Genomic DNA, 24,497 nt, shown 5'->3' on the forward strand with positions numbered 1-24,497 from the left:
CGGTGCGCCAAGTCAGCGAAATAAGCTAAAAAAGGCGAGTTGGGACGATGATTACAGGGCAAAAGTTTTCTTTGGTTAATTATCCGACAAAGTATGCTCCCGCCCTGGATGGCAGGGATGCCATCGTCGAACTTACACGGACGTACTCGCAGTGTGTCATAGAGGTATCTACACAAAGCCTGCCGCAGGCAATAAGTACCCATGAAAACTCGACTAACAACACACTTAATCAATACCGAATAAGCCAACTCACCACAAAAGAAAATGTGATCAACTTTCATTTGAAAGCTTACGCCCCTCAGGCGTTATGGCGGTCATTAGGAGGGCGAAGGCCACAAAGTGGCTTCTATAAGCGAGAAGCACTGATGCTGAACTGGCTTTTAAACATGGAAGTTGTAGGACCAGCAATCCTCCTAACCCCACTTTTTATTACGAGAAGGAGTGGGACTATTTTAAAAAGCACCACCTTTCATTAAGCGCAGCTTAATAAATTAAAAAATGTCACCCACCTTCATTTGAAGGTAATCGATGACCATACTCTATTAGAATTAACACTTGTTATTAAACAAAATAGTTATTCCAATATGAAGCGATACACTGATATAACTATTTCAACACTACTATTTCAGGATTTAACAATAAGTGACTTGGTTACTGTTCTTTTTGAGATCATGAAATAGCGGGTTAGTTCAACGTTGTCTACAAAGTATGATCCCGCTCAGGGTGCTAACGAGTGATCGTAAGTCGGTAGCGATGAGTAAATTCGCTAAGAATGTTCTGCACTAAGGACTCGATGACTGTGTCTGATCTTTTTTCTTTGAGGTTTTGAGCTAGCGTCACCTTAATGTCAGCCAAGGTTCCATATTCATCATCAGCCCCCACGGTAACTTCTACTCTATCCCCGGACAAAGCTGGCGCGAGTACATCTTGATAGACCTCTTCAATTTGCATCCATACTAATTTAGGTTTAAACGTTTTACCCACTGCCGTTACAGGTAATTGTGGCAGAATGCGTATCACCTTAGGGATTGCCGCACGTTCAGACACTGTATTTTTAGTATATTCGAGGATATCAGCCTCGGTTATTTCTGCGCCATTATTGAGCACCACATATGCGGCAGGCACTTCACCTGAATAGCAGTCTGGACGCCCAACGGCTGCAGAAAATGCGATGGCAGGATGACTCTGTAACGCCTCTTCGATAATGAGTGGATCGATATTGTGACCACCGCGAATAATAACGTCTTTCAATCGACCTGTTAACCAGAAAAAACCGTCCTCATCTTCTCTCGCCAAATCACCAGTATTTAGCCAGCGAATATCATCAGTATCAGTGACAAATAGACTCTTATTTTTTCCCGCTTGTGTATAACCGGGAGTCACATGTGGCCCTCTCACGAGCAGTATCCCAATCTCATCGATATCACAAAAGCGTAGTAACTTGCCCTCGTTGTCCAATTTCACACAACGCATATCACTATAAGGAAAACGCAAGCCAATGGAACCAATTTTGGAAGTTCCTGCAATAGGGTTTAAGCTTGTGGCAACGGTTGTTTCTGTTAACCCATATCCTTCAATCAATTTTATCTGAGTGAGTTCCTGGAATTTTTTAAACAAATCAACAGGCATAGGCGCCGCACCACAAATTGCAAATTTCAAACTATCTAACTTGTTAACAGGTTTTCCCATCTGGACTAATGCGGCATAAATAGTTGGCACAGCATTAAAACTTGCTACATTAAAGTGTTCAATTATTCGATATAAATTGGCCACTATACCTGGTGTTCGATAACCGTCTATGCCCGCAATCACAATGGTGTTTCCCATACTCAAAGGCATAAGACCTGAGAGAATAGCGGCATTACAATGAAAAATAGGTAATCCCACTAAAATCGTATCGTCAGGCTCCAGATCTGAGATAATATCAATCACCATACAAATATAAAGTTGATTAATATGGGTTTGCTGAACCAACTTAGGTTTGCCCGTTGTGCCACCAGTATGAAATAGAGTTGTTATATCGCTTCCCTTAACAGTACGATGACTATCCAAAGATAGCGCATTATATTCATGGATAATGCTTTCATAGTGGTAATGTTTTTGGTGGCGAAACTCAACACTAGTTCTTACGCTTGAATTAAAGAGATGATCGCCACCAATAGAAATAATGGTTTCCAAACTCGGTATGTGTTCACTAATCGCGGTTACTTTATCCCAGATATCCGTGCCAGGTATATTCCCTAGTGCAACCAACACCTTACTATTGGCACCGCACATAATATCGCGGATCATTTCAGGCCCTAACAGTGGATTTATGGGGTTAATTTGACAACTAACCGCGCCTCCCCAAAGAAAAAAGTGTGCTTCCGGCAGATTAGGCAACAATAGTGTCACCACATCATCTCGCCCATAACCGAGTGCATTTAACATATTCGCGGTACGATTCATAAATTGAACCAGTTCTGCGTATGAATAACGCACAGTGACATCCGTTGGCCGCTCGCCATCAGACACCAGAATGATGGCGTCTCGATCTGGACATTTAAGGCTAGATCGTACAATCGAATCATAAGTATTTTCAGGTAACCCAAGAGTTTCATATGGGGTCTGTTCGATAGCTTTAATGTCTGCTAATGTGTGAACTGGATGCTTAGTAATCATACGTCGACCTTATATATTCATCGATTATTTTGACTCGAATATGAGGAAATTAACTTCGTCAGGGGCGGCAGGCAATAAATACCGTTAAAATAATGTATAAATAAATGAACCTCATTTGGGACCGTAAAGGATTTTTTCCAAAAATCAGCAAGAGGGGGGGGGTTGTAGATCCCCTCTTGCTCCAGTGTGAGTGGAAACTCACATTCTTTCATTAAGCGCAGCTTAATGACCAAGCCCCCCTTCCCTTCTTCTTAAATTTCATAAAAACATGGATCCTGTTGTGCATTTAGTAACACAGATTTGCCATCTTCTAGTTGGTAAATATGGAACTGTTGCAAAGGTGGCGAGTAAATGTGAAGTGTAACTAGCGGTTGATCGTCAGCCTGTAAGTTAGAAATTTGATGGATATCATTATCCTCACTGACGGTGGTGTTCTCTTTATCAAATTGTACCGATTGCGTTGCGTATATATCCCCATTAGCCGCCGTTTCAAACCGTGTTTCCGTCGCTTGCCCGAGCAACACTTTTACTCCACAGACTGTATCCAAATGATCATGAATTTTGCTGCGTTGACCATTGAGCCAGCTGAGGATCAAAATCTCGCAATGATCGTTACGAAATAGACACTTACGGCAGTAATGATCAGATTCAAATGATGCTAACGATTTAATTTCAAGCTCACTCAACATGACGTTCTCAAGCACAAAGCAGATGGTTGCCAATGAAAGTGGCTTACTGAAAAGCTGAACTTGTTGAATTAGACCAGAAAAACTGATGTGATCGCCAGCATCTAACAAAGCACTGAGTACCGGTGTATGTTCAGGGGGAAAACTTGAATTATCCAAACCGCCTCCTTAGTTCATTTTTATAATAAGTTATAACTGTTTATTACATAATACAAGTCGTCTGTTAATTGAGTGTAGATCCAATATAGTAATGTCACATCCCCCCCAATTTAGAGATGTCACATTTTGATATGCTTGGTCATAAATTGTCCTGCATAAAATAATGTTGCCATGTTAATTACGATGAGTGAAAACGAACTGCACCGCATCGGTGTGATCACAAAGGTTTGTGATAAAAGGTTAACCCAGTCAGCTGCGGCTGGGTATATTAGGGATCAGTCGCCGGTAGATCCAAAGGCTGGTTAATCAACTGCGTCAGCAAGGTGACGTTGGCCTAGTCTCTAAACGCCGTGGATTACCCAGTAATCGCCGTTTTTCACTTGAATTTAAGGATAAAGTCCTAACGCTCGTTAAGCAAAAATATGCGGATTTTAAACCGACGTTTGCCTGTGAAAAATTGGCTGAATTACATGATATTCACCTGTCGAGTGAAACCTTAAGGCAATGGCTTATCACAGAAGGCTTATGGCAAGTGCATAAGAACAAAGTGAGTAAAGTTTATCAACCTCGTTATCGGCGTGAATGCTATGGTGAATTGATACAAATTGATGGTTCTCATCACGACTGGTTTGAAGGCCGTTCGGCTAAGTGCTGTTTGTTGGTATTCATCGATGATGCGACCAGTAAGCTGATGTCACTGCTATTTTGTGAGTCTGAAACGACATATGATTACATGAACTTAACGCGAGAATATGTTGATAACCATGGTAAACCCGTTGCTTTTTACAGTGATAAGTATTCTGTTTTCAAAGTCAATTCACCCAGCAAAAAAAGTAATCAGCAAATGACCGAGTATGGCCGTGCGCTCTATGAGCTTAATATTGAGTTGATTTGTGCTCATAGTTCACAGGCTAAAGGTCGAGTTGAGCGGGCAAATAGGACACTGCAAGACCGTCTAATTAAAGAGATGCGTCTTGCAGAGATAAACACGATGGAAGAGGCGAACGTATGGCTCCCTGAGTTTATGGTTGATTTTAATCGCCGTTTTGCCTGTGCTGCTCACTCTTCACAAGATGTCCATCGTTTAGTGACAGAATCAGCGTCAGAACTGCATGATATTTTTTCAAGGCAAACAAGCCGTAAACTAACCAGAGCCTTAACTTTACAATATGATAAAGTCATTTATCTCATTGACCCTACAGAGAAATCGAAATGATTAATCGGCAAGTCAGTGGTGGTTTATGACTATCCAGACGGCACGATCTCAATTAAATACTGTGGTGAAGAACTGACATTCAGCATATTCGATAAACTCAGAAGTGTTCAACAAGGTGAAGTGGTCGATAATAAGCGCTTAGGTGCTGCACTGGCCTTTGCAAAAAAGAGTCAGGCAGAAAGAGCAAACACGCCTGAACGTACACGTAATGCGAGGAAAGGCAGTCGTAAAGCTCAAGTACGGGCCATTAACCCATTAGTTGCGCAAGAGGTCGAATTTAAGGCCAGTTTAACCCGTAGTTGATATCTGTTTATAAAACAGCCCAGAAATTCACGAGCTGTAATCCTGAGGAATGTGACCTTTCTACTTTGCTCAGCATGTGACATTACTAACTTGCCATAACATGAGGCTATTTAAACAATCAAGCTGAATGACTAATCTTGGTATTGATGTCCACTCTAAAGCTCAGGGCTGTTTCATTTTGGTCAATGAAGGCGGTGTTTTTATCGCCATCAGCGAGGATCAACCGTTTACCCAACCAAGGATAAAATGGAAAATAGCGATGCTATTCTCTAAACGGCGACTTATTGAGGATAAAAACTTAGCGTTATGTTCACGCTAGCACATTCATACTAACGAAGAAATGCTCTGTAAGGGTAATTTAGGCACCGAAGACGCTAGGTTGGTTCCCGCTATTTCAGATGTTATGTCTACCAGTTTAGGCGTTGCTGTCGGTTTTGGATACCTATCTGAAATAAGTTGATTTAAATTGATTATTCTCGATCCTAAAGTGTTTAATTGCTTAGCGGCGTTCGTTAGTTCATCTTGGGTGATCCGCTGCATGAAATAACTTACCCCTTTGCTCGAATCTCCCCATTCCCTAAATGGATAACCTTGGACATCAGTATCTAAAATCTGATTCATTTCTTGTTGAAGATCAGGATTATCTTTGCCTAAATCTAAGCCTCTCATACTTTGATTAAAATATTTAGCCGAGGTGATCGGTGAGCGTAGAGCCCCACTTCCTGAGGCTAATTGAGTAAAGTCGTTCTTTAAACTCTCCGCCGTTAAGCTTAATAAACCTCCCGCTTTAGCAAGCCCCTTTTGCATATCATGAATTAAATTGAGATCCGTTTTGACGCTGATCTCTTTATCAACTACGGTGATATTAAACTGAGTCGAAATATTGGGGTCTCTCTCCCCAGAGATAAGGTGTTCTGAACCTTCAGCGATTAATGACTTAAGCGTTGCAATGGCAGCCTCTTTTCGCACTGTCATGACTAAAGGATCTAATAGGGTATTAAAAGCATCAATCGCTTTTGCTTTGTTCCCTTGGGAGAACCAATTATCTATCAAGGTTTCAAGCCAATTAAGCTCTTTTAGTTGTGTCCCTTCTGCTGCACTTTTTTCAACATTATCCAGATTAATATGTCGATCAAAAAAGGGGTTACCTGCTATTGCTAGTTCAGTCATCATCCAACGCCATTTCGTCTAAAAAACACAACATAGACTTTAGTCTTGATATGATAAAAGGGATATCAAATTTATCCAAAATTATCCAAAATTATCCAAAATTATCCAAAATTATCCAAAATTATCCAAAATTATCCAAAATTATCCAAAAATCACTTATATTTATACCCATTCCAATCTACAAGTGATCAATTCCTAGCCTCTCTGGCGTTTTAATTCAAGGCGCATCGATGAATAAATAGTTGTTCCCTTTTAAGTCAATGCAACACAGAAGAATGCCTGAAAGGCACACTAAATGCGGGTTCAAAAACACTTTATGCTACGTTAGATGCTTTCTATAGAGGATCACATTACCATTAAAGCCTGCTTTAATAACTCTTATCTGACAACTTTCTATTGGTTTTTTCACTGACATCTGTGCTTAAATCATCATTTAGACTATCGGGTAAATTATTTTGAATAATGTCCGGAATGCGCGAGGCTTGGTTGAAGGTTTCATCTTGCATTTTATCATACAAAAATAAAAAGACACTCAAAACCACGATGATCCCAGAGGCGACTAAGCCTGAAATGACATTTTCAAAAATAGTTTTCGCTTTGCTTTTATAGAGCTTTTCTTCGATGGAGAGAATTATTTGATCGTCGCGTAATTGCTTCTTATATTCATCCAATTCTTCAAGTAAAGACAGTTGAGTAAATTTGTTGACAATATTTTCAGCCTGCTGGCGGTAACGGGCGAGCGAATCAGGGGTGGAGGCGACATCATGAAAATAACGATCGATTTCATCTTTAACAGGGTAAGAACCCGTTTTTTCATACTGGACATTGATCCATTTAATCTTTTCTTGCTTGTAAATGGCATAAGCAATCATGCCGACAAAATCATCATCACCTTCAATAATTTCGTCAAAAATCCGATGATTCCACACAGCACACAACTCCTTATGTGTTGATTACGATTACATCCTAAGAAATGGCTTCTGGACAGACATGGAACAAGAATACTGATGGTAAAATTGAGATCTTAACGCGTTGTTCTTAGCCTTTATGACTGAGAAAGGCAAAACTGAATTGACATCAATAAGACGTAAAAAAACCGTTAGAGCTGAATTTTCGTTTTAGCATACAAATGATTAATTTCATCGCCAGACATTTTCCGAGCTAATATTTGTGCTTTAATTTGATTTGAAAGTGCATATGAATCAGTACTTTTCTTATTTTTTAAGGCAGTTGCCGCACGCTTAATTGCTTCTAACGTCATAATACTCATCAATCCTTTACAGATATGTTTAAAAATAATACGTTACCCTTACTAATATAGCAAGTAAGGTAGCAAAATCCCCCCTAAAAAAGTCAATATTACCTTATCAAACCCTATTAGGTAACCGACTAATTATAAAGAATAAAAATAGAGGCTAATACTAAAAAAGCCGTTTATGTTCAAAATAATAAAGGGTATTTTCCAACCAAAAAAGCGGGTTAAAGGTCAGTAGAGTCGCTAAAAACCACACATAGATATTAGCGCGTAAAATAATAAAAGACAGGCCAAATAAAACACTGCCTATTAGGGTTTGGGTGACAATACCGAATAAGGCTTGCTCTTCAAGTTTAATCTCAATAAACCCGAAACATAGCATGATCAATGATTGCGCTCTCAAAGCATAAGTAAACCAATGAAACCATACATATGAGCATCGAGTGTTGAGAGAGTCATTGCTATTTTGAGGTATTATTTTATGATGCCATTGATGTCGGGCATAAATATAAGTGAGTAACATTGAAAGAATAATGAGAAACAAATACATAAAAATTCCCTTTAAAACATGATATTCAAGCAACTCACTGATGAAGCTAAGCTTAACCATTAAGGTTAAATCTTATCTCAAAAAGAAAAATAAATAAGTTAATTTACAATCTCTTACTTTCTATCACTAAGGGCAATAGAAATCAGCCTCACGCTGGAATATATACCCGTTATATTTAAAGATGCAGGATTCAGCTGGAATTAAAAATTCCTTGTAGGCAAGGCTTTGAGTGAGTCTCAAAGCCTTACTAACTCATTAATCCCTTATAATGACATCAAGAAGTCAATCACTTGATCTCTTTCTACGCCGCTTAATGCCATAAAGGCTTGCTGACTGCTTGATGCTTCACCGCCATGCCATAACACCGCTTCTTCCAATGTTGCCGCTCTGCCATCATGCAAAAATCCTGCTTGTGGGTTAACAGTTTGCGTTAACCCAATCCCCCACAACGGGCGAGTACGCCACTCATTACCATCGGCAAGAAAATCGGGACGGCCATCGGCGAGCCCCTCTCCCATGTCATGGAGTAACATGTCACTGAAAGGATAAATTGTTTGCCCCTTGAGTGCACTACTCATGGCTTTCCCGCCTAATTCACCCGAAGCTTGCGTCACAAAACTAGGCGTATGGCATCCAGTACAGTTAAGCTCATCGAATAATCTTGCCCCTTCACGCACGTCAATGTCATCAACATTGCGTCTTGCTGGTACGGCTAAGGTTTCAGCATAAAAAACCACGGCATCACTAAAGGTTTCATTGGCCTCCGGCTCACCATTTTCATCACTACCGATATCGACAAAGCCTGTACGGGTTAAATAAGAGTCATGTAACGCTGTACCCGCCACACTTTCATCAGGAAACAGCGGATTAGTCACGCCCATGTCACCACGAAGCGCACCTAACGATTGCACCCTGACACTCGGGGTATTGGCTTTCCAACCAAAGCGGCCTAAAGACACCGGATTGTCATTTCCCGCTTGGGCTTTAACCGCATCAAACACATAGTTAGCTCGGCCCGAAATACCATCACTGTTACTATCATCCACATCGACATGAGCCAAAATATGGCTTTCAGGAATGGCCTCTAATAGACCCAAACCAAACACTGGCATACTGTTTCTCCAGCCCATTAACACGTCTTCTTGTAATAACTCCGAGGTGACATTACTGCTATCTAAACTTTCACCGGGCGAATCATAAGGATTTTCTACCGCAAATAAAGGACGTTTCAGCTCAACACTCATTCCATCGCTGTAGGTTATCGTTTGATATTCATAAGACAAATACACATCTGCCTGTCCTATGAATTGATTATCTTGCCAATCAGGTCTCGCTTCTAACACGCCTCGATGGAACAATTGTGTACCGAAATCGTGAACTGGGATCGGCGCACAATACTCGTTTTCAGCCGTGCCAAGTTCACAATCAATGTCTCTTGCAGTGCTGATCCGCAGAAATATTCCCGCCTCGGTACCTAATAAGACACGATCACTTCCCTCTGGGACAATCGGCGTTGAATTTCGGCCATCTCTTTGATGACATGAGTTACAATCAGCGTTATTAAACACCGGCCCTAATCCATCAAGCTCAGGGTTATTCTCATTCGGCGCTGTGGTAAATTTCATTTCAAAATTAGCGTCGCCCTCTAAATGTAAATCGAAATCTTCTTGGGTTAAATTAGCTGCGGGGGTTGAAAAGCCATGACCCGATTCATTGGTATCCGTTGCCGATGTCTCACCGCCACTTAAGATAACATTTGTAAAACTGGGATAAACGACTACCACGTCTTGGTCGGTTGAGTCGCTATTGTCGACATCATTATTTGTCGACTCATCCTCACCAGAGCCACCACAAGCGGCTAAGCTCAGACCCAAAAATAATACTGTACTTAGATGTAACAGATGGTTTTTATGCTTCATTATTGCCTCACAAAAAAAGCAGTAAAAGTAACACCTCACACTGCCTTTGATTTGTTAATCCCCAATGATGAGAAAAAGAGACATTCAAATCACCGGGAAATGTATACCCGTGATACTTCAAGATGCAGGGGTATAACAAAAGTTATTATATTTTTTATAGTCAAAACTGTTACCAAACCCCGTTGAAATACTGACCTTCAGCGGGGTTAGGTATCGATAAAGAAAGTCATCTATTGCGGCTGAATTTATCGATTTCATGTCCCAGTAACCTTAGATATCCCACTGACTTAATAATGGAATAACGTCATTTTCTAAGCTGGTTTGTAACGTACTTAACGCATCGATCGCCGCTTGAATACGAACCCGTCCATCGACATCCGATATCGCTTGGCGAAACGGCGTATCATTTGAGCCTGCTATCGCTTCAATTAGCAAAATGGCTTCATTGATTTCAGCACTAATCCTGGCGGCAAGCTTTGCATCGGCAGCTGTAACAAAATCGACAATACCGGATTTATCCGAGCTGCCTAAAAACTCACCTTCATAGACATTACGCACGCCTTTAATGTTATCGCTAAAGTCTGTTAATGAGTTCCAAGAATATTGTGATTCTACTTTTGAGGTATCGGCTTGGGCTAAGGATTCACCGAAAGGATCAGCAATTTTTCCATTACCCACTTCATCGACAATACCTATCATACCGTTAACTAACTCTTGGATAACACTCAAGTTTGAACTATAGAAAGTATTATTATTCTCCCCAGGCGTTTTCAATGAATCCGCATAAGCAGCACCGTTTCCAGCGTCATAGCTCACCGTCCAAGCATCCGCTAAAGAAGCAGTGTAATCACGAAACACTTCTGCAAGCGCCGCCAAATATTCACGCTGGCTAAGACTTAACTCATCGATGCTCTTTTCATTGGTGTTAATACCATTACCAAACAATAAGTATTCCATGGTATGAAAACCTTGCACATCATCATTCCATGTTTTAATCGTCGCGGCATCAAATCCTGAGTTATTGGCCAGAACCTTGGTGAGATCTGAGGTATTCAATGGCCAGCTGTCTAAATGAGGATCAATCCCTAACGCATCAACAGGGCCAAAAATGTGCGACTCACCTTGCTCCCATGGCGCACGCGCAGCCTTCCACGCGGCTTGCGCGGCTAATAAATTTTCGGTTGTCGCATTATTGAGTAACGTTTGTGTCGCAAGTAATAAAGCATCGCCTTGCAAGGCGAGGTTTTCATAACCTGCCACAATCACATCATCGGTTAAATTGGTGATGGTTTCTGTGGCAGTAAAGCTAAAGCTGCTACTGGTATTTTCAGTCGAACTATCATCAGAACCTGAACCACCGCATGCTGTTAATGTGGTAATTAATGCCATCGCAAGGGCTGTACGGGTAAAATATTTCATAAAAAACTCCATGTGAATAAGCTAAAAGTGAATAAACTGAAATTTAAATAAGTTGATAAATTAAAGAGAAAATTGGTAACCGACGCCTAAAGCAAAAAAGTTGGTGTCGGGAATCGAAGCCACTGCGACTTGCTGCCTTCCCGCTTCCGCTTTAATCACAACTTTAGGAATAGGGAAGTAGTTCACGCCAACACTTGTCCAAGTATTTTCAAAGCGTTTACTCGCAACCCCACTTTCCACTTCTTTTAACGGATTGGAGTAATCAATACTGGCAAAAACAGTGACGGGAATATCGGTGTAATGATTTAAGTCAAATCCAGCTTCTATGAAAAAGGCTTCTGATTCTGACCCCACCTGTGCGAAATTACCCGGTTGTAATCCAGGGGTCGTTTTATTGGCTGCTGCGATGGCATCGGCATCGCTGAGTGTGCCATAAATATATTGCCCACGAATAGTCCAAGGGCCTTCGACGTAAGCCCCTGCAACAGTGATAATAGTGACGGTACCATCTTCACTGATTTTATTGGTTTTATGTCTATTACCACTGGTGTTACTGTAATAATAAGACACACCAACGGCTGAACCTTTTTTGAAATTACCGTAATCTAAGCGAGCCACATAGGCTAAGTCATCGCCATTGACTTGCTCGAAACGTTTTTGATGTCCTGATGCAACCCAATTATAGGTACGGAAATATTCGGAATTTAACCCATTCACCACTTGCGCTTGGTAAAAAACATTAGACACTTCGCCAAAAATACCGACACCATTTTCATTCCATACAGTTGGCAGCATCGCTTGCTCACCTTTATGGCGGAGAACAGTCAGATATTGGTTGGGTTTATGTAATATACTGCCTAAACCAACAGGCAGATGAATGTTACCAAATTTAACCCCAAAGGCATCGCTTGGACGATAACGGATCTGGGCTTTTTCAATGAGTACTTCCCCTCCGGCTTCTGTTTCTGACTCAAATTCACCAAACTCATCAAAACCGTCATATTCTAATGCTGTGCCCGTACCGCCATGTTCATATTCAATTTCAACTTCTATGTCCCATTTATCATTAAAGCGATAGCCAAACTCCGTCACTATACGTTCTAAATCAAAGCGCCCACGACGTTCAGGGGTCGTATCTTGTACATTGTCGAAATATTCTTGATTGGTATAGTTGACCGTACCATAAGACTTGAAAATGAATTTATCGAGCCGAGCGGTTGCGCTATCTTGTTGAAGAGAAACGATCGCTTGTTCTTGTTGTTGTCTCTCGATTTCACTCTCTTGTTTTTGCTGCTTCTGCTGTTCAGCTAACTTAGCCAATTGCTGCTTAAGCAAGGTCAATTCAGCTTCTTGCTTAGCGATTGCGCTCGCCAAAGAAGCAGGATCATTTGCCGCCATACTACTCGCACTGAAACAACATCCTAAGATCAACGCCAGCGAATTTAACTTAAACCTCATACCAACACCTTATTTATTAACAAACCCCCAAAAATCGCGAGGATAGTATAACAAATAAGAATTATTTTCATTATAATTACCACCCAATAGAAACACAATTGAGTAGTGCGTCACGTAATAACAATAAATCAAACCTTTTAACAACATGAGGTTAAAATAGATGGGTCTTTGTTTGTAAAGATTGAGGTTCTCATGGGCTGTAACAAAAAGACACGAATAGGAAGCGAGAATAACCTTCAAGGTGTTTTACTTTTTTGATCAATAATCAACCTAACTCTCAGTTAATTAAGCCGTTAAAGTGGGATATACCAATGGAAGAAAAAAACTAAAGCAAAGAATACTGAAAAAAAGATTGAGGAACAAAAAAAGTAAACAACAATAGAAACCCCGCCCTTTACTATATACCCGCAAGGTTTCATTCATTCACTAAGATAGGTTCGAGTTCAGGTTAATGATTATTTCAGCTTAGATATTAAGCTTGATACCAATTCAGCGTGTCTGAAAGTTGCACCACTTCACCAATAATCATCAACGCTGGCATCACCAACTCAGGATCGACCGCTAAACGGTCTAATTCCTTTAAAGTTCCAACAAACTGACGTTGCTCTGAAGTGGTGGCTTTCGACACGATCGCCACGGGAGTATCGGCACTTCTACCTGCCGCTATTAAGCCTTGCTTAATTAGATTCGCATTTAAAATACCCATATAAATCACTAAGGTATTATTAGGATTCGCGTAAGTATTCCAATCAATAGGCCGGCTTTTTAATTGGCAATGACCGGTCATAAAGGTTACTCCTTGAGCATAATCTCTATGGGTTAATGGAATGCCAGCATAAGCCGATGTTCCACTGGCCGCTGTGATGCCTGGAATGACCTCAAATGCCAAACCAGCTGCAACAATGGCTTGTAATTCTTCACCGCCTCTGCCAAAAACAAAAGGGTCCCCACCTTTCAAACGAACCACATTTTTACCGGTTTTTCCTTTCGAAACCAATAACTGATTAATTTCATCTTGAGGAACACTGTGCTTGCCCGCTCGCTTACCTACCGCAATTTTTTCAGCGGTATTGGGCAATAAAGACATAATCTCTTGGCTGATTAACGCGTCATATAAAACCACTTCAGCCATTTGTAGAATGCGATAAGCTTTCAGCGTTAACAGTTCAACATCACCGGGACCTGCACCCACTAACCATATTTTACCCTTGGGCTGATTATCCACTGCGCTTACCACTGCCATAACTCACTCTATCCTAATACTCTTTCATTAAGACAAATATACGCTGTCTCTTATAACTTAATAAAGATATAATAGTTAAAAGTTATACCATTATGATATAAACTTAGTCAGAGCAAAAATGCCCCTTCATCATAGAAAGCAAAAAACAGATTTTGGCCTATTTAGCCCTATTTTGACTTATATCTTACTAATCTATTCATTTTTTTGTGCTAATCTGACGTTATTCATGACTACTGCGAAATATAATCCAATTACATATTCCATCTCTTGCTTAAGTAGGGTATAAGACCCCAATGAAAATTCCAAAACGAATACAGCCACTCGTCGATGAAGGCCTAGTGGATGAAGTACTAAGACCACTGATGAGCGGTAAAGAAGCTGACGTCTATGTTGTCCGCTGCGCCGGGGAGATCCGCTGCGCTAAAATTTATAAAGAAGCTGACAAGCGTAGCTTTAAAAAAGCCGTAGAGTACCGTGAAGGACGTAAAGGGCGTAATAGCCGACGCTCGCGCGCCATGGAGAAAGGCTCTAAATTTGGCAGACAAGAACAAGAGCAAGCCTGGCAAAATGCTGAGGTCGATGCACTTTACCGTCTAGCCTATGCCGGTGTTCGCGTACCCCAACCTTATGGCTGTTTTGACGGCGTATTATTAATGGAGCTTATCACTGATGATAAAGGCTTCGTAGCGCCCAGACTGAATGATGTGACATTAACGGCAGAACAAGCCCAAATCGATCATAAAAAAGTCATGAAAGATGTTCAACTGATGTTGTGTGCAGGTCTTATCCACGGCGATTTATCCGAGTTTAATGTGCTACTGGATCATACTGGCCCCGTCATTATCGATCTGCCACAAGCCGTTGATGCAGCAGCTAATAACAATGCTAAGCGCATGTTAGAACGCGACGTTAATAACATGACCCAATTTTATGGTCAATATGCGCCTGAGATCTTATCCACTCGTTATGGAAAAGAAATGTGGGCCTTATTTGAATCAGGAAAACTGACACCCGATACTGAATTAACGGGTCAATTTGCTGAAAGTGACAAAGCCGCCAATGTGGATTCGGTGCTCGCTGAAATTCAAGCTGCTTTTGATGAAGAGCAAGATCGAAAAGAACGTATTTTGCAAGCGAACGAAGAAGATTAACCGCCCGCTCAATAATACACTCTCACAGGACATACTTTCTTCATTTTTAATAATGAAAGTATGTCTCGTTTCTTCATATATTCCCCTTTAACTTTACTTTCAAGCTAAACACCATCCTATTTCAATTTAATCGAATTTGAATAAAATGACGCACTCAACATACCATCACCCAATTACCGCACTGGTGTATGTTTAATCGCATTCCCTTCCATTCCGACTTACTGCATCACAACACCAACGATAAAAACGATAAAAAACAATACACAAACATGATGTATCCAAGATTAAATTAACGTAATATAAGTGATAAGTATATTAATTAAATGGATGTATTTAGTTGACACATTTATTCAAACTCGGATTAGGGATACTCTTTCTCTGCATCCCCCTTTCAGCTCAAGCTTATAAAATTCAATCTCATGTCTGGATAGGGCAACAAATCATTAATGATCTTGAAAATGATGGCAAGCTCTCCATTGAACTGAATGGAAAAATTATAACTTTATCCGTCCCATCAGATGTAAAACAAGCCATTTTGAGCTATCAACATGCCTTTTTGATGGGTCATATTGGCCCCGATGCCGCGCCAGATATTTTAGTCGGTCAATCCATGATCCATCCGGGGGAAAATGGTTGGAATACAGCAGAATGGCTCAATTACTTACTCAATGAAATTAACAACCCCAACACCAGTAATAAAACCTTAATGACCGCCTATAGTTACGGATTCTTAGGTCATGCCTCATCAGATGTATTTGCTCACACATACGTTAATAAATATGCGGGTGATATTTTTTCATTAACTGACGAGACATTAGTCGAAACGAGGCATATTGCACTCGAAGGCTATATTGCCGAAAAAAACGCCAGTCATTCGCAACAATGCTGGTCAAACTTGGCCATCGGCTTACCACAGAGTCAACATCGAAAATGATTACGCCAATAATGTACGAGATGCACTCATTTATAATGATACTACTCAAGCTTTATATCAGCAGAATACTTACGCTAAACACTTAGCGGCTTACTGGCAATATCGACAAGTCATCGATGATTTAGCCGAAGCAGGTATTTGGCATGAAATCGATAAATGGGTTACCCAAATAGCAGCCCAGTATTGGCTAAACATTGATTTATCTGACACCGAAGCAGGTGCTATTGTCGATGCAGTTCAGCCTGTCCTCGATATTTTAAATGGCCCTGTTACCGATGAGTTACAAGAAGCTAGCAACAAAATGTATGCCATCAGTAATAAATTCGAGACTTTGCAAGTTGATGGTATTGAAAAGGTCAATAATGAAGCTAAAGCAATGCAGCGTGACTTACTTACAACCAAACAAGATCTTGAAGAAGCACTTTTAGAAATGGATGATCACTTTAAAGGCAAGTCTTGCGAACTATTAGATGATGCAACAAGATGGGATCCAACAGGATTGACTGAATGGATATCGAACCACTCTATTGGAGTATCAATCCTGCGTGGATTATTCGGTAGAAAAAAAGACCGACCCACCACAGAAACCCATAGGATCAATGGAACCCATGGCAATTTTAAAGCTGCTAAAACAGAATTAGTAAAAAACATTGCATACAATACAAAGAAGCTTCCCCAATTTGCTTGTAGAGATAATGATCAAACTTGCTTTAACAATCGAGAGCGAGTTAGACATGATCTTTTCATTGATAAAAACATGCTGAAATTAGTCGAGCTAGAGTTATTGTTATGGCCAAATATCGATACGGTTGAAAAAGAAGTGTGTTGGATGGAAGATACAACCCCCCCAACTCAAAAATGTACGATAGAGAGAGTCCCCTACACAAGTAGTGTGGTGTATAGCACTGGGCAAGGTAGCTACCCCAATGTAAATGACGCAGCAGGAAGTACTGCAATAGGTAAACTTTGTTACAACGTCAACGATACTATTAATGATCAATTAATCGATGTTGTCACCTTAAAATCTAAACTAGAAACAGAATTATTAGTCAATCAGCTCGCCTATACAGATAAAGTCATCGAACTGAAAAAAGAAATGATCGCCGCAAGTAATTCGGTTAATAATGTCGCCAATGCCTTTGTCGATCTCAATCAAGTCATCTCGCTTGATGTCTCTCCCATACAAGGACTATTACGAGGTTGGCGTGGGGATTTAGACAGCGCCATGTCTGCCTACGTCAAAGCCAATGGACAAGTCATGTTGAACAGCACTTATGCTGGTGCTGATACCATCGAGCCATTAGAAACTTGGTTTAAATGCTATCACGCACAACTTATTGGCATTCCTAGCTCTGTAGGAAATGCATGTGAGGGTGGGCTGTTATCTTCAATTCAAGATCTTATCGATGCCATGAAGAACATTGTTGAAATCATTAATACATTAGCCACGCCACCTGGAATTTCATCAAGCGTTAAAGCGAAAGTTCAAGAACTCTCTGATAGTGTGATCCAAGAATTAACCGATGAACTTAAACAACAAGTTGGCGATAAGTTGCGTGATTTAGTGCCCGATAAAGTGCAGTTACTCCTAGATGTATCGTCCGAAAAAATAGATGACTCAAGATTAAACCACTACTTTACTGTGCCCGAAACGCAATCATCAAAAGGTATTCTGATGCTCCCTGATATGGCAAAGCGCATAAAAGCAGATATGCAATTAAGCACGACCGGTAAATTCGATCCAAACCACTTTGCAGTCATCTTTAATTCACTGCAATTAGCCAAATTATCTTTACTCGATGCCAATGGTTTAGCGCTTTTAGCGACTCATGCGGGGTTACCAGCTAACACTTTCAATGGTACTAATAATATTATGGCCAGTGCTTTTTCGAATATTGATGGTAATCATCAATGGATGCCCATTGCACCACCTTTACCTAATAGTAACAATATCTATGTAAAGCTATACGACAGTTATTCAACCCCCTTAGGATTTCTTCCTTGGAAAGAAAATAATCGTGATAAATTATTCAATAGCTTATTTAAAGGGCCACTCACCCCCAACTTAGATGTTATGTATTCAGGTAAACATATTGCTGGCAATAACTACCCCTATCAAGTCTGTATGGCTAACCCTTTTCCCGCTAATTTACAAGATAGAAAATGCTTAGCCATAATGTTGCTCCCCATTATCATGGGAATGCTACATTAACCTAAAATGCTAACACTGGTTCTTATTACTCTCTATCAAGGACAGTTTGTAAGAGCCCATCACTTTCACAAAATTAACATCCATTATTTCAAACTGATGACTAAAAAACGTCCAAAGGAAGTACTTGTTGTTTCAATATCTTTTACACCAGAAAATCCGTTACACTTTAGCTTGAATATTAGCTAACAATAAACGGACTCTAAGGCTAGGGACAATCTAGTCGACATGAGCATTGAATAATAAAGGAAAGCATTGACATATCAAGAGTGGGATTTTATTGCCGACAGTTATATTCCAGCACTAGGGTTAGTGTTCATCATTTTTGCTTTCAAAAAAGTAAGCATTTATGGATGGCACTCACAAGCATATGAAGTATTAGGGGTATTGATATCGGTGATGCTCATTTATGGGATCATGTTTATCGATAATGTTTTTAATATTTGGCCTCGCTTAGGGCTCGATTACAGTACACACACCGCATTATCACTAGTATTTGTCACCCATTTTTCATTACAGTCCAAAAATCAACGATTAATTGCCAGCCTCTCTATGATCCTCTATATCATCCTGATGATTTATCAAAAATATCACACTCTTTTAGATATATTCACCACAAGTATTATCGTTTTACCTTTTATCACTTTATTGCAATTTAAAGCCAATGAAATAAGCACGAAATTAAATAAATCAAAGCGATAACTTTTTATTTTGTTAGCAAAAATATCGATTTAAGCATTAAAGTTCAATGTCATATGAGCCCAACTAGATTGACTATATCAAACCACACTAGCCAAACTAACCCGCACCAAATGATCACTAGCTTATAAGACTCTGACATCACTTTCCCCTTTCAACACTACCGCTCCAACCCGATACGGAGCACAATAAATATAACGCTAATTGTTAATATTTTAAGCACAAAGGCTTTTTATGATGAATTAGATACTTATTGAAAAATTGCCCCTTACATTGTCTTATTAACTTGTCTAAAAAGATTAAAAATCTACTACTCTTATTCTTTATTTAAGCGTTAATATTAGCCTATACGAAATAACATGAAAGCCTTGAACTAGATATCTCAACAAAAACCACGAACTTTTACTATTGATAAGCATAAAAACAATGAAAACGAACAAGTAAAGAACCTAAACAGATCAATAACAATTCAAACAAATAACATAAAGTTCGTAATCTTTTGTTCTGAAATCAAAAATCATTTTATTACGCATATATAGTTCTATAATAAATATAATTAACATATACTAAAAAGCTTATTTAACAGTGAAATATGGAAAAATGGAACGGAAAAATAAAAAAAAATAAACTCTTATGCATGTATCGAAACAAAAGCTACCTTTTATTTTAAGCATGAAATAAATTTAATCTATATTAATAATTTAACAAACTTTATAACAAAACATGCCGTAAATTCCTTTAACATTAATTGTATATTATAAGCTAAAAAAATATTATTCATTTGTTCATCACTGACACCAAAATGCTGAAATATAGACCGCCTTTTATATTAACTAGTTCAATATAATTAATTACATAGTGGATAACATTGAATGTGTATCAATTGTTAACAGTTTAGATCGCCTATTATTTACACTAGACTCATAAAAAAATCATCGACACTATGTGCCACCCACTTTTACTTTCAGCGGATATATAAATCATTATGATAGGTTTTTTTAAACCAGCTAGGCATATTCAACAACGCCCGAAGAAAGACATCGATCCCGCTTATAAAAAATTAAGAGGACAGGTCTTTTTAGGCATTTTTTTTGGTTACGCTGGTTATTACCTCATTCGTAAAAACTTTAGCCTTGCTATGCCTTATTTACAACAAGAAGGCTATACCACAGCCCAGCTTGGCATCGTGCTGTCAATGATCTCCCTTGCTTATGGGTTAAGTAAGTTTTTCATGGGCAATGTTTCCGATAGATCTAACGCGCGGTACTTCCTAGCTGCTGGTTTATTCCTCTCTGCCATCATTAATTTCATCATAGGCTTAAGTGGTTGGGCGCTGAATAGCTTAGTAATGATGGGAATTTTAATGTTTCTCAATGGCTGGGTGCAAGGCATGGGCTGGCCACCTTGTGGACGCACCTTAGTACATTGGTTCTCTCCTCAAGAACGTGGCACTTATGTCTCCATTTGGAATGTTGCTCACAATGTTGGTGGCGGCCTTATCGGGCCACTGGCCTTACTCGGCATCATTATATTTGGCGAATGGCAAAGTTTGTTCTACTTTCCTGCCATCGCGGCGCTAGTGTTAGTCGGCTTTATCTTGATGACAGTGAGGGATACCCCTCAATCTCAAGGCTTACCTCCCATTGAAGAATATAAGCATGATCAGGGCATTGTCGGTAATAGCGAGTTTGAACAAGAATTATCAGCTAAAGAAATTTTTTTCCAATATGTATTAAATAATAAATACTTATGGTTTATCGCTCTGGCCAATGCTTTTATTTACTTCTTGCGTTACGGTATTGCTGATTGGGCGCCCACTTACCTTGTGAGTGGTAAAGGCTTTTCCAATAGTGAAGCGGCTTGGTCTATATTTTGGTTTGAATACGCAGGTATTCCCGGCACGATTTTATGTGGCTGGCTCTCCGATAAGTTATTTAAGGGGAGACGAGCCCCTATCGGTATTATTTACCTGTTACTGATGTTAGTTGCCATACTCGTTTATTGGCTCAACCCTATTCATAATATCTGGATTTATATGGCGTCACTGACGGCGTTAGGCTTCTTAATTTATGGCCCAGTCATGCTTGTTGGATTATACGCCTTAGATTTAGTCCCTAAAAAAGCCGCTGGCACCGCAGCGGGCTTTACTGGACTGTTTGGTTATTTTGTCGGGACGGTTCCCGCCAATGCCATCATGGGCTCAGTCATTGAATACTCTGGCTGGGACAGCAGCTTTTATTTACTCATCGCCTCGGTTTTCTTTGCTTGCTTCTTCCTGGCACTCGCGTGGAACCCCAAGCTGCATCATCATAGAGTCAGCCAGTAAAATAGCTATTGATAACTATCCTCTAAGTCACTAAGCTTCATTGGTGGCTTTCATTCTTCAAATAATAAAGAGTGGCTTAACTACATTCCCAGCGCTTGATAGGTGTGGGGGCCACTCGATTGTCTTGCTCAACATAGAGCCGAAAATTTTCGCTCTGACTTCAGCTTCGTCTCTAGCTATCGCGGTCTGCTAGCCTTGTTTATAAAAACCCTTTAAAGAAAAAATCTAGCACCTCTCGTAGGATATCATTCAGCCCTATATACTTATAGGCTCAACATTAACATCTGCAGGCGTCAATTCACGTGTCCATGACGCAAGTTCCAACAGTATCCCCGCTTCAGAGTCATCATGATAGACGTCCGTGCATTCCAGTCCTGCTTGCTTCAACCGCTGTTTATACTCATCCATTTTCTCAAGTGGTACATCAAAAGCCACATGATTCATGAAGCCGTGTGCCGAGGTAATATCGCCCTGAGTCACCAAATTTGCAGTATGGGTAATACCAGCTTGGGATTCTGGTGCCTTTAGAAAGCAGAAAAACGCCAACTGATCACCCCCCACCACAATCAAAGAAAAAATGCTGACCGTGCCCATTAGGCAAAGTGACCGTCTTGGTCAAAGGCATCCCCAAAACATCATTGTAAAATGCCACGGTTTTTTTAATATATCGATATTTTTCATGCTTTTAGCTGAAAACAACCCCTCTCAATGGATAGACTTTAACACGACAAAAAATATCAAACCTATTGCCAACTACTTAATTATTAATCGGTTAGATCATTTTTAATTGAGCCAAAAAACGAAGATGAGATAGACAAGCCAAACCTTCTTCGGCAAACCAAAGAAAGTTGATCACTCAGCTGCCTTAAAAAGAGCTGATATTGATAATCGCTATTCTTCAAACAATACATAGTGGCTTGGCTGCATTCCCATTGATTCATAGGTGAGCTGGGCCGCTTGATTGTCTTGCTCAACATAGAGCCGAAAACTCGCTGCACCACCCGCTGCTTCGGCTGTATCTTTCACCGCTTGATAAAGCTTTTTATAAATGCCTTTTCGTCTATGATCAGGATGAATATACACACTTTGGATCCAAGAATAATCTTTCGCTTGCCAGTCACTCCACTCAAAAGTCACCATTAAAGAGCCCGCCATCACACCATCAATATCGGCCACTAAGTAAAAACCTTTTTCAGGGGAATCCAATAGCCGGTTGACGCCTTGCGTGAGGAGCTCGATATCAAGTTCTCGACCTTCTGTTTCTTTGGCCATCGCAAGGTTAAATGCAACCAGCTGTTGTAAATCACTTTTTTCACCTTTACGTATATGCATACACTTTTATCTGCCTTAACTCTTTATTTTACTTTGCATGCGGCTCTCAACATAGGAGGTTAGATAATAACACTTAATCATGACTCGATACGGGTGTCTCACCGATATTCTCACTCTCCATTTTCTTAAGCACAAATAGAGTCTTATTATTCTCATCTTTCAACAGTAATTTTGATTTTGTTAAACGGGCTTGAGAAACATTTAGCATTAATACCATGACTTGTTCCTCTTGGGCTTCTAATGCATCCACACATGCTTTCATTGTGCCAGCCTCCGGCGCTAAACCTAACGAAGAGCCTACAAAGGTATAGTTTCCCGTAAAAGTATTACAGCTATTATTACCACTTAACACACCATTAGTACCAAAACTTAACTGCGCTGGACTGTAATTAACAACAGCTTGACCGTTAATTTTTTCAATATGCCATGTGCCTTCAAGTTCAAGCTGATCATCAACTGTTACTCCAGTCGATTGGCAAGCAGTGAGTAATACCACTAGACTCACTATTATCAATCTTACAATCATCATGTTTGATCTCAAAGCCATTAATTTAATTATGATTTAATTATTATAACGAAAAAATCGATAAGATAAAGTGGATCGCATAAAAGAAGTCATCCCTGTTCTGGCAATAAATACGTTATGATCGTCTAAAAGAAGCATCACAGGGAACAAAATGAAGATCAGAGCCGCCAACTCAAGAGACATTAGTCAATTAACGCTACTTGAAAAAGAATACAACCAAGATGAGCTATCAACATCAGCAATGGCTAACAATATGCAGGGTCAAAGTTTTAGTCGAGATGATCTCGCGTTACTGATCGATAAAGAATATTTATGGGTAGCAGAAGAACAGAATGCCATTGTCGCTTACGTTATTGCCGGAAGCTGGTCTTTCTTTGAACGCTGGCCTATTTATCAAGTCCTTTTAAAACAAGTCAAACAACTTGATTTAAATTCAGTCACCCTAACAAAAAATAATAGTTGTCAATATGGGCCGATTTGGATCCATCCCGATCATCGTGGCCAGGGTCTCTTTGAGGGCTTAGTTCAGCAACTGAAGGATCAAATAGCGAATCAATACCCCTACATGTTAACCTTTATTTCGGAAGATAATGAACGATCTTTTGCTGCTCATACCCAAAAGTCATCCATGAAAGTCATTGATTTTTTTAGCTTTGAAGATCGTGATTATTACTTACTGCTTAGCCACACAAAAGATTGACATCATTCGCAGTCTTAAATGTTCAGCTCACTAAAACCTCAATTGTCAAAATATTGCATCATAAGCAGGGATTTGCCTTGCTTTTGGTATTTAAGCAATAGCTGCTCGATATCATTAGGCCCTTGGTTTAACACACGAAAGCCATGATGCTGATAAAAGCGCTCTAAGTCAGCTTCAACAAACAAATAAATCGATTTTTTAGCTAAGCAGGGACAGCTATTTTTGATCAGTATCGCGCCCAGTTTCTGTCCTCGCCATGTGGGGTTCACTAACAATCCCGTTAGTAATACTAACTCTCCCACGGGTCTAAAGCGCACACTCGCAATAATCTCTTCATTGGTTGATTTTAATACCGCAATGGCTTCTTTACGGTTTAATCTCGCATAAGGCATAAATTGACGATAAAAAGCGGCTACGTCTCTTCTATCATCTACTGCTAACCAATCAAACTTCAGCTCATTTTTATCCATACATAACATCTTCATTAACCCGTTTTTAGTACGCAATTATCATTCAAGAAGCAGGACCTTAAAAACAAAAAACCGCCCAAAGGCGGTTTCTTTCATAACATCAATGTAGGC

General features: G+C 39.9%; 23 protein-coding genes and 1 pseudogene. 8 read left to right on the forward strand and 16 right to left on the reverse strand.

What is annotated here, in order from left to right:
• Positions 1 to 47 precede the first annotated feature (47 nt).
• The gene (locus L2764_RS00005) at positions 48 to 476 is read left to right on the forward strand and encodes a hypothetical protein (protein ID WP_248938182.1); all 429 of its coding nucleotides are present in this window, start codon (positions 48 to 50) and stop codon (positions 474 to 476) included.
• A 250-nt stretch (positions 477 to 726) separates the two neighbouring features.
• On the opposite strand, the gene L2764_RS00010 is transcribed toward L2764_RS00005, so the two are convergent.
• Together L2764_RS00010 and L2764_RS00015 are read right to left on the reverse strand one after the other, a co-directional pair.
• Positions 727 to 2,661, reverse strand: coding sequence for an acyl-CoA synthetase (locus tag L2764_RS00010; RefSeq protein WP_248938183.1), 1,935 nt, complete (start codon positions 2,659 to 2,661; stop codon positions 727 to 729).
• Between the two features lie 251 nt (positions 2,662 to 2,912).
• Positions 2,913 to 3,506 (reverse strand): cysteine dioxygenase, encoded by a 594-nt coding sequence (locus L2764_RS00015; RefSeq protein WP_248938184.1) that lies wholly within the window; start codon positions 3,504 to 3,506, stop codon positions 2,913 to 2,915.
• Positions 3,507 to 3,689: 183 nt separating this feature from the next.
• Here L2764_RS00015 and L2764_RS00020 point away from each other — a divergent pair.
• Positions 3,690 to 5,025 (forward strand): annotated as a pseudogene (locus L2764_RS00020) (ISNCY family transposase).
• A gap of 324 nt (positions 5,026 to 5,349) precedes the next feature.
• On the opposite strand, the gene L2764_RS00025 reads toward L2764_RS00020, so the two are convergent.
• The 9 genes from L2764_RS00025 to cobA all read right to left on the reverse strand — a co-directional run bounded on the left by L2764_RS00025 (position 5,350) and on the right by cobA (position 14,039).
• Positions 5,350 to 6,198, reverse strand: a complete 849-nt coding sequence (locus tag L2764_RS00025; RefSeq protein WP_248938185.1) for a hypothetical protein — start codon at positions 6,196 to 6,198, stop codon at positions 5,350 to 5,352.
• Positions 6,199 to 6,563: 365 nt separating this feature from the next.
• On the reverse strand, positions 6,564 to 7,124 hold the full coding sequence (locus tag L2764_RS00030; protein WP_248938186.1) for a hypothetical protein: 561 nt from the start codon (positions 7,122 to 7,124) through the stop codon (positions 6,564 to 6,566).
• A gap of 170 nt (positions 7,125 to 7,294) precedes the next feature.
• Entirely contained in the window at positions 7,295 to 7,456 is a 162-nt protein-coding gene (locus L2764_RS00035) for a hypothetical protein (RefSeq protein WP_248938188.1), read from the reverse strand.
• A gap of 160 nt (positions 7,457 to 7,616) precedes the next feature.
• Positions 7,617 to 8,000, reverse strand: a complete 384-nt coding sequence (locus tag L2764_RS00040; RefSeq protein WP_248938189.1) for a hypothetical protein — start codon at positions 7,998 to 8,000, stop codon at positions 7,617 to 7,619.
• 263 nt (positions 8,001 to 8,263) lie between these two features.
• Positions 8,264 to 9,919, reverse strand: a complete 1,656-nt coding sequence (locus tag L2764_RS00045; RefSeq protein WP_248938190.1) for a di-heme oxidoredictase family protein — start codon at positions 9,917 to 9,919, stop codon at positions 8,264 to 8,266.
• Positions 9,920 to 10,036: 117 nt separating this feature from the next.
• Positions 10,037 to 10,177, reverse strand: coding sequence for a hypothetical protein (locus L2764_RS00050; protein WP_248938191.1), 141 nt, complete (start codon positions 10,175 to 10,177; stop codon positions 10,037 to 10,039).
• Positions 10,178 to 10,189: 12 nt separating this feature from the next.
• Positions 10,190 to 11,338, reverse strand: coding sequence for an imelysin family protein (locus L2764_RS00055; protein ID WP_248938192.1), 1,149 nt, complete (start codon positions 11,336 to 11,338; stop codon positions 10,190 to 10,192).
• A gap of 60 nt (positions 11,339 to 11,398) precedes the next feature.
• A complete protein-coding gene (locus L2764_RS00060; RefSeq protein ID WP_248938193.1) occupies positions 11,399 to 12,796 on the reverse strand; it encodes a putative porin in 1,398 nt (465 codons plus the stop codon).
• Between the two features lie 472 nt (positions 12,797 to 13,268).
• The gene (cobA, locus tag L2764_RS00065) at positions 13,269 to 14,039 is read right to left on the reverse strand and encodes a uroporphyrinogen-III C-methyltransferase (protein WP_248938194.1); all 771 of its coding nucleotides are present in this window, start codon (positions 14,037 to 14,039) and stop codon (positions 13,269 to 13,271) included.
• Between the two features lie 293 nt (positions 14,040 to 14,332).
• On the opposite strand from cobA, the gene L2764_RS00070 reads away from it, so the two are divergent.
• The 5 genes from L2764_RS00070 to glpT all read left to right on the forward strand — a co-directional run bounded on the left by L2764_RS00070 (position 14,333) and on the right by glpT (position 21,358).
• Positions 14,333 to 15,190: a PA4780 family RIO1-like protein kinase gene (locus L2764_RS00070; protein WP_248938195.1), complete on the forward strand. Its 858-nt coding sequence runs from the start codon at positions 14,333 to 14,335 to the stop codon at positions 15,188 to 15,190.
• 337 nt (positions 15,191 to 15,527) lie between these two features.
• Positions 15,528 to 16,124, forward strand: coding sequence for a zinc dependent phospholipase C family protein (locus tag L2764_RS00075; RefSeq protein ID WP_248938196.1), 597 nt, complete (start codon positions 15,528 to 15,530; stop codon positions 16,122 to 16,124).
• Positions 16,042 to 18,336: a hypothetical protein gene (locus tag L2764_RS00080; protein WP_248938197.1), complete on the forward strand. Its 2,295-nt coding sequence runs from the start codon at positions 16,042 to 16,044 to the stop codon at positions 18,334 to 18,336. The genes L2764_RS00075 and L2764_RS00080 overlap by 83 nt, the downstream gene beginning before the upstream one ends.
• A gap of 252 nt (positions 18,337 to 18,588) precedes the next feature.
• Positions 18,589 to 19,035, forward strand: coding sequence for a hypothetical protein (locus L2764_RS00085; RefSeq protein ID WP_248938198.1), 447 nt, complete (start codon positions 18,589 to 18,591; stop codon positions 19,033 to 19,035).
• A 982-nt stretch (positions 19,036 to 20,017) separates the two neighbouring features.
• Complete coding sequence (gene glpT, locus L2764_RS00090; RefSeq protein ID WP_248938199.1) at positions 20,018 to 21,358, forward strand: glycerol-3-phosphate transporter; 1,341 nt, start codon at positions 20,018 to 20,020, stop codon at positions 21,356 to 21,358.
• 255 nt (positions 21,359 to 21,613) lie between these two features.
• Here the strand turns inward: glpT and L2764_RS00095 are convergent, their stop codons facing one another.
• The 4 genes from L2764_RS00095 to L2764_RS00105 all read right to left on the reverse strand — a co-directional run bounded on the left by L2764_RS00095 (position 21,614) and on the right by L2764_RS00105 (position 23,219).
• The gene (locus L2764_RS00095; RefSeq protein ID WP_248938200.1) at positions 21,614 to 21,904 is read right to left on the reverse strand and encodes a hypothetical protein; all 291 of its coding nucleotides are present in this window, start codon (positions 21,902 to 21,904) and stop codon (positions 21,614 to 21,616) included.
• A gap of 4 nt (positions 21,905 to 21,908) precedes the next feature.
• Positions 21,909 to 22,010, reverse strand: coding sequence for a VOC family protein (locus tag L2764_RS28095; protein ID WP_376708353.1), 102 nt, complete (start codon positions 22,008 to 22,010; stop codon positions 21,909 to 21,911).
• Positions 22,011 to 22,249: 239 nt separating this feature from the next.
• Positions 22,250 to 22,690, reverse strand: a complete 441-nt coding sequence (locus tag L2764_RS00100; RefSeq protein WP_248938201.1) for a GNAT family N-acetyltransferase — start codon at positions 22,688 to 22,690, stop codon at positions 22,250 to 22,252.
• A 73-nt stretch (positions 22,691 to 22,763) separates the two neighbouring features.
• Positions 22,764 to 23,219: an META domain-containing protein gene (locus tag L2764_RS00105; protein ID WP_248938202.1), complete on the reverse strand. Its 456-nt coding sequence runs from the start codon at positions 23,217 to 23,219 to the stop codon at positions 22,764 to 22,766.
• Positions 23,220 to 23,367: 148 nt separating this feature from the next.
• Between L2764_RS00105 and L2764_RS00110 the strand changes: the two genes are divergently transcribed.
• Positions 23,368 to 23,916 (forward strand): GNAT family N-acetyltransferase, encoded by a 549-nt coding sequence (locus L2764_RS00110; RefSeq protein WP_248938204.1) that lies wholly within the window; start codon positions 23,368 to 23,370, stop codon positions 23,914 to 23,916.
• A 38-nt stretch (positions 23,917 to 23,954) separates the two neighbouring features.
• Here L2764_RS00110 and L2764_RS00115 read toward each other — a convergent pair whose 3' ends face one another.
• A complete protein-coding gene (locus tag L2764_RS00115) occupies positions 23,955 to 24,386 on the reverse strand; it encodes a GNAT family N-acetyltransferase (protein ID WP_248938205.1) in 432 nt (143 codons plus the stop codon).
• Between the last annotated feature and the right edge of the window lie 111 nt (positions 24,387 to 24,497).

Origin of the sequence: Shewanella surugensis (assembly GCF_023284005.1) — a bacterium.
GTDB lineage: Bacteria > Pseudomonadota > Gammaproteobacteria > Enterobacterales > Shewanellaceae > Shewanella > Shewanella surugensis.

Excerpts from the sequence above, each read along its gene's own strand:
- L2764_RS00010 (WP_248938183.1), bottom strand. The coding sequence starts at position 2,661 with ATGATTACTAAGCATCCAGTTCACACATTAGCAGACATTAAAGCTATC.
- L2764_RS00040 (WP_248938189.1), bottom strand. The coding sequence starts at position 8,000 with ATGTATTTGTTTCTCATTATTCTTTCAATGTTACTCACTTATATTTAT.
- L2764_RS00070 (WP_248938195.1), top strand. The coding sequence starts at position 14,333 with ATGAAAATTCCAAAACGAATACAGCCACTCGTCGATGAAGGCCTAGTG.
- L2764_RS00060 (WP_248938193.1), bottom strand. The coding sequence starts at position 12,796 with ATGAGGTTTAAGTTAAATTCGCTGGCGTTGATCTTAGGATGTTGTTTC.
- L2764_RS00025 (WP_248938185.1), bottom strand. The coding sequence starts at position 6,198 with ATGATGACTGAACTAGCAATAGCAGGTAACCCCTTTTTTGATCGACAT.
- L2764_RS00035 (WP_248938188.1), bottom strand. The coding sequence starts at position 7,456 with ATGACGTTAGAAGCAATTAAGCGTGCGGCAACTGCCTTAAAAAATAAG.
- L2764_RS00055 (WP_248938192.1), bottom strand. The coding sequence starts at position 11,338 with ATGAAATATTTTACCCGTACAGCCCTTGCGATGGCATTAATTACCACA.
- L2764_RS00045 (WP_248938190.1), bottom strand. The coding sequence starts at position 9,919 with ATGAAGCATAAAAACCATCTGTTACATCTAAGTACAGTATTATTTTTG.
- L2764_RS00050 (WP_248938191.1), bottom strand. The coding sequence starts at position 10,177 with ATGAAATCGATAAATTCAGCCGCAATAGATGACTTTCTTTATCGATAC.
- L2764_RS00110 (WP_248938204.1), top strand. The coding sequence starts at position 23,368 with ATGAAGATCAGAGCCGCCAACTCAAGAGACATTAGTCAATTAACGCTA.
- L2764_RS00005 (WP_248938182.1), top strand. The coding sequence starts at position 48 with ATGATTACAGGGCAAAAGTTTTCTTTGGTTAATTATCCGACAAAGTAT.
- L2764_RS00105 (WP_248938202.1), bottom strand. The coding sequence starts at position 23,219 with ATGATGATTGTAAGATTGATAATAGTGAGTCTAGTGGTATTACTCACT.
- L2764_RS00115 (WP_248938205.1), bottom strand. The coding sequence starts at position 24,386 with ATGGATAAAAATGAGCTGAAGTTTGATTGGTTAGCAGTAGATGATAGA.
- L2764_RS00100 (WP_248938201.1), bottom strand. The coding sequence starts at position 22,690 with ATGCATATACGTAAAGGTGAAAAAAGTGATTTACAACAGCTGGTTGCA.
- cobA (WP_248938194.1), bottom strand. The coding sequence starts at position 14,039 with ATGGCAGTGGTAAGCGCAGTGGATAATCAGCCCAAGGGTAAAATATGG.
- glpT (WP_248938199.1), top strand. The coding sequence starts at position 20,018 with ATGATAGGTTTTTTTAAACCAGCTAGGCATATTCAACAACGCCCGAAG.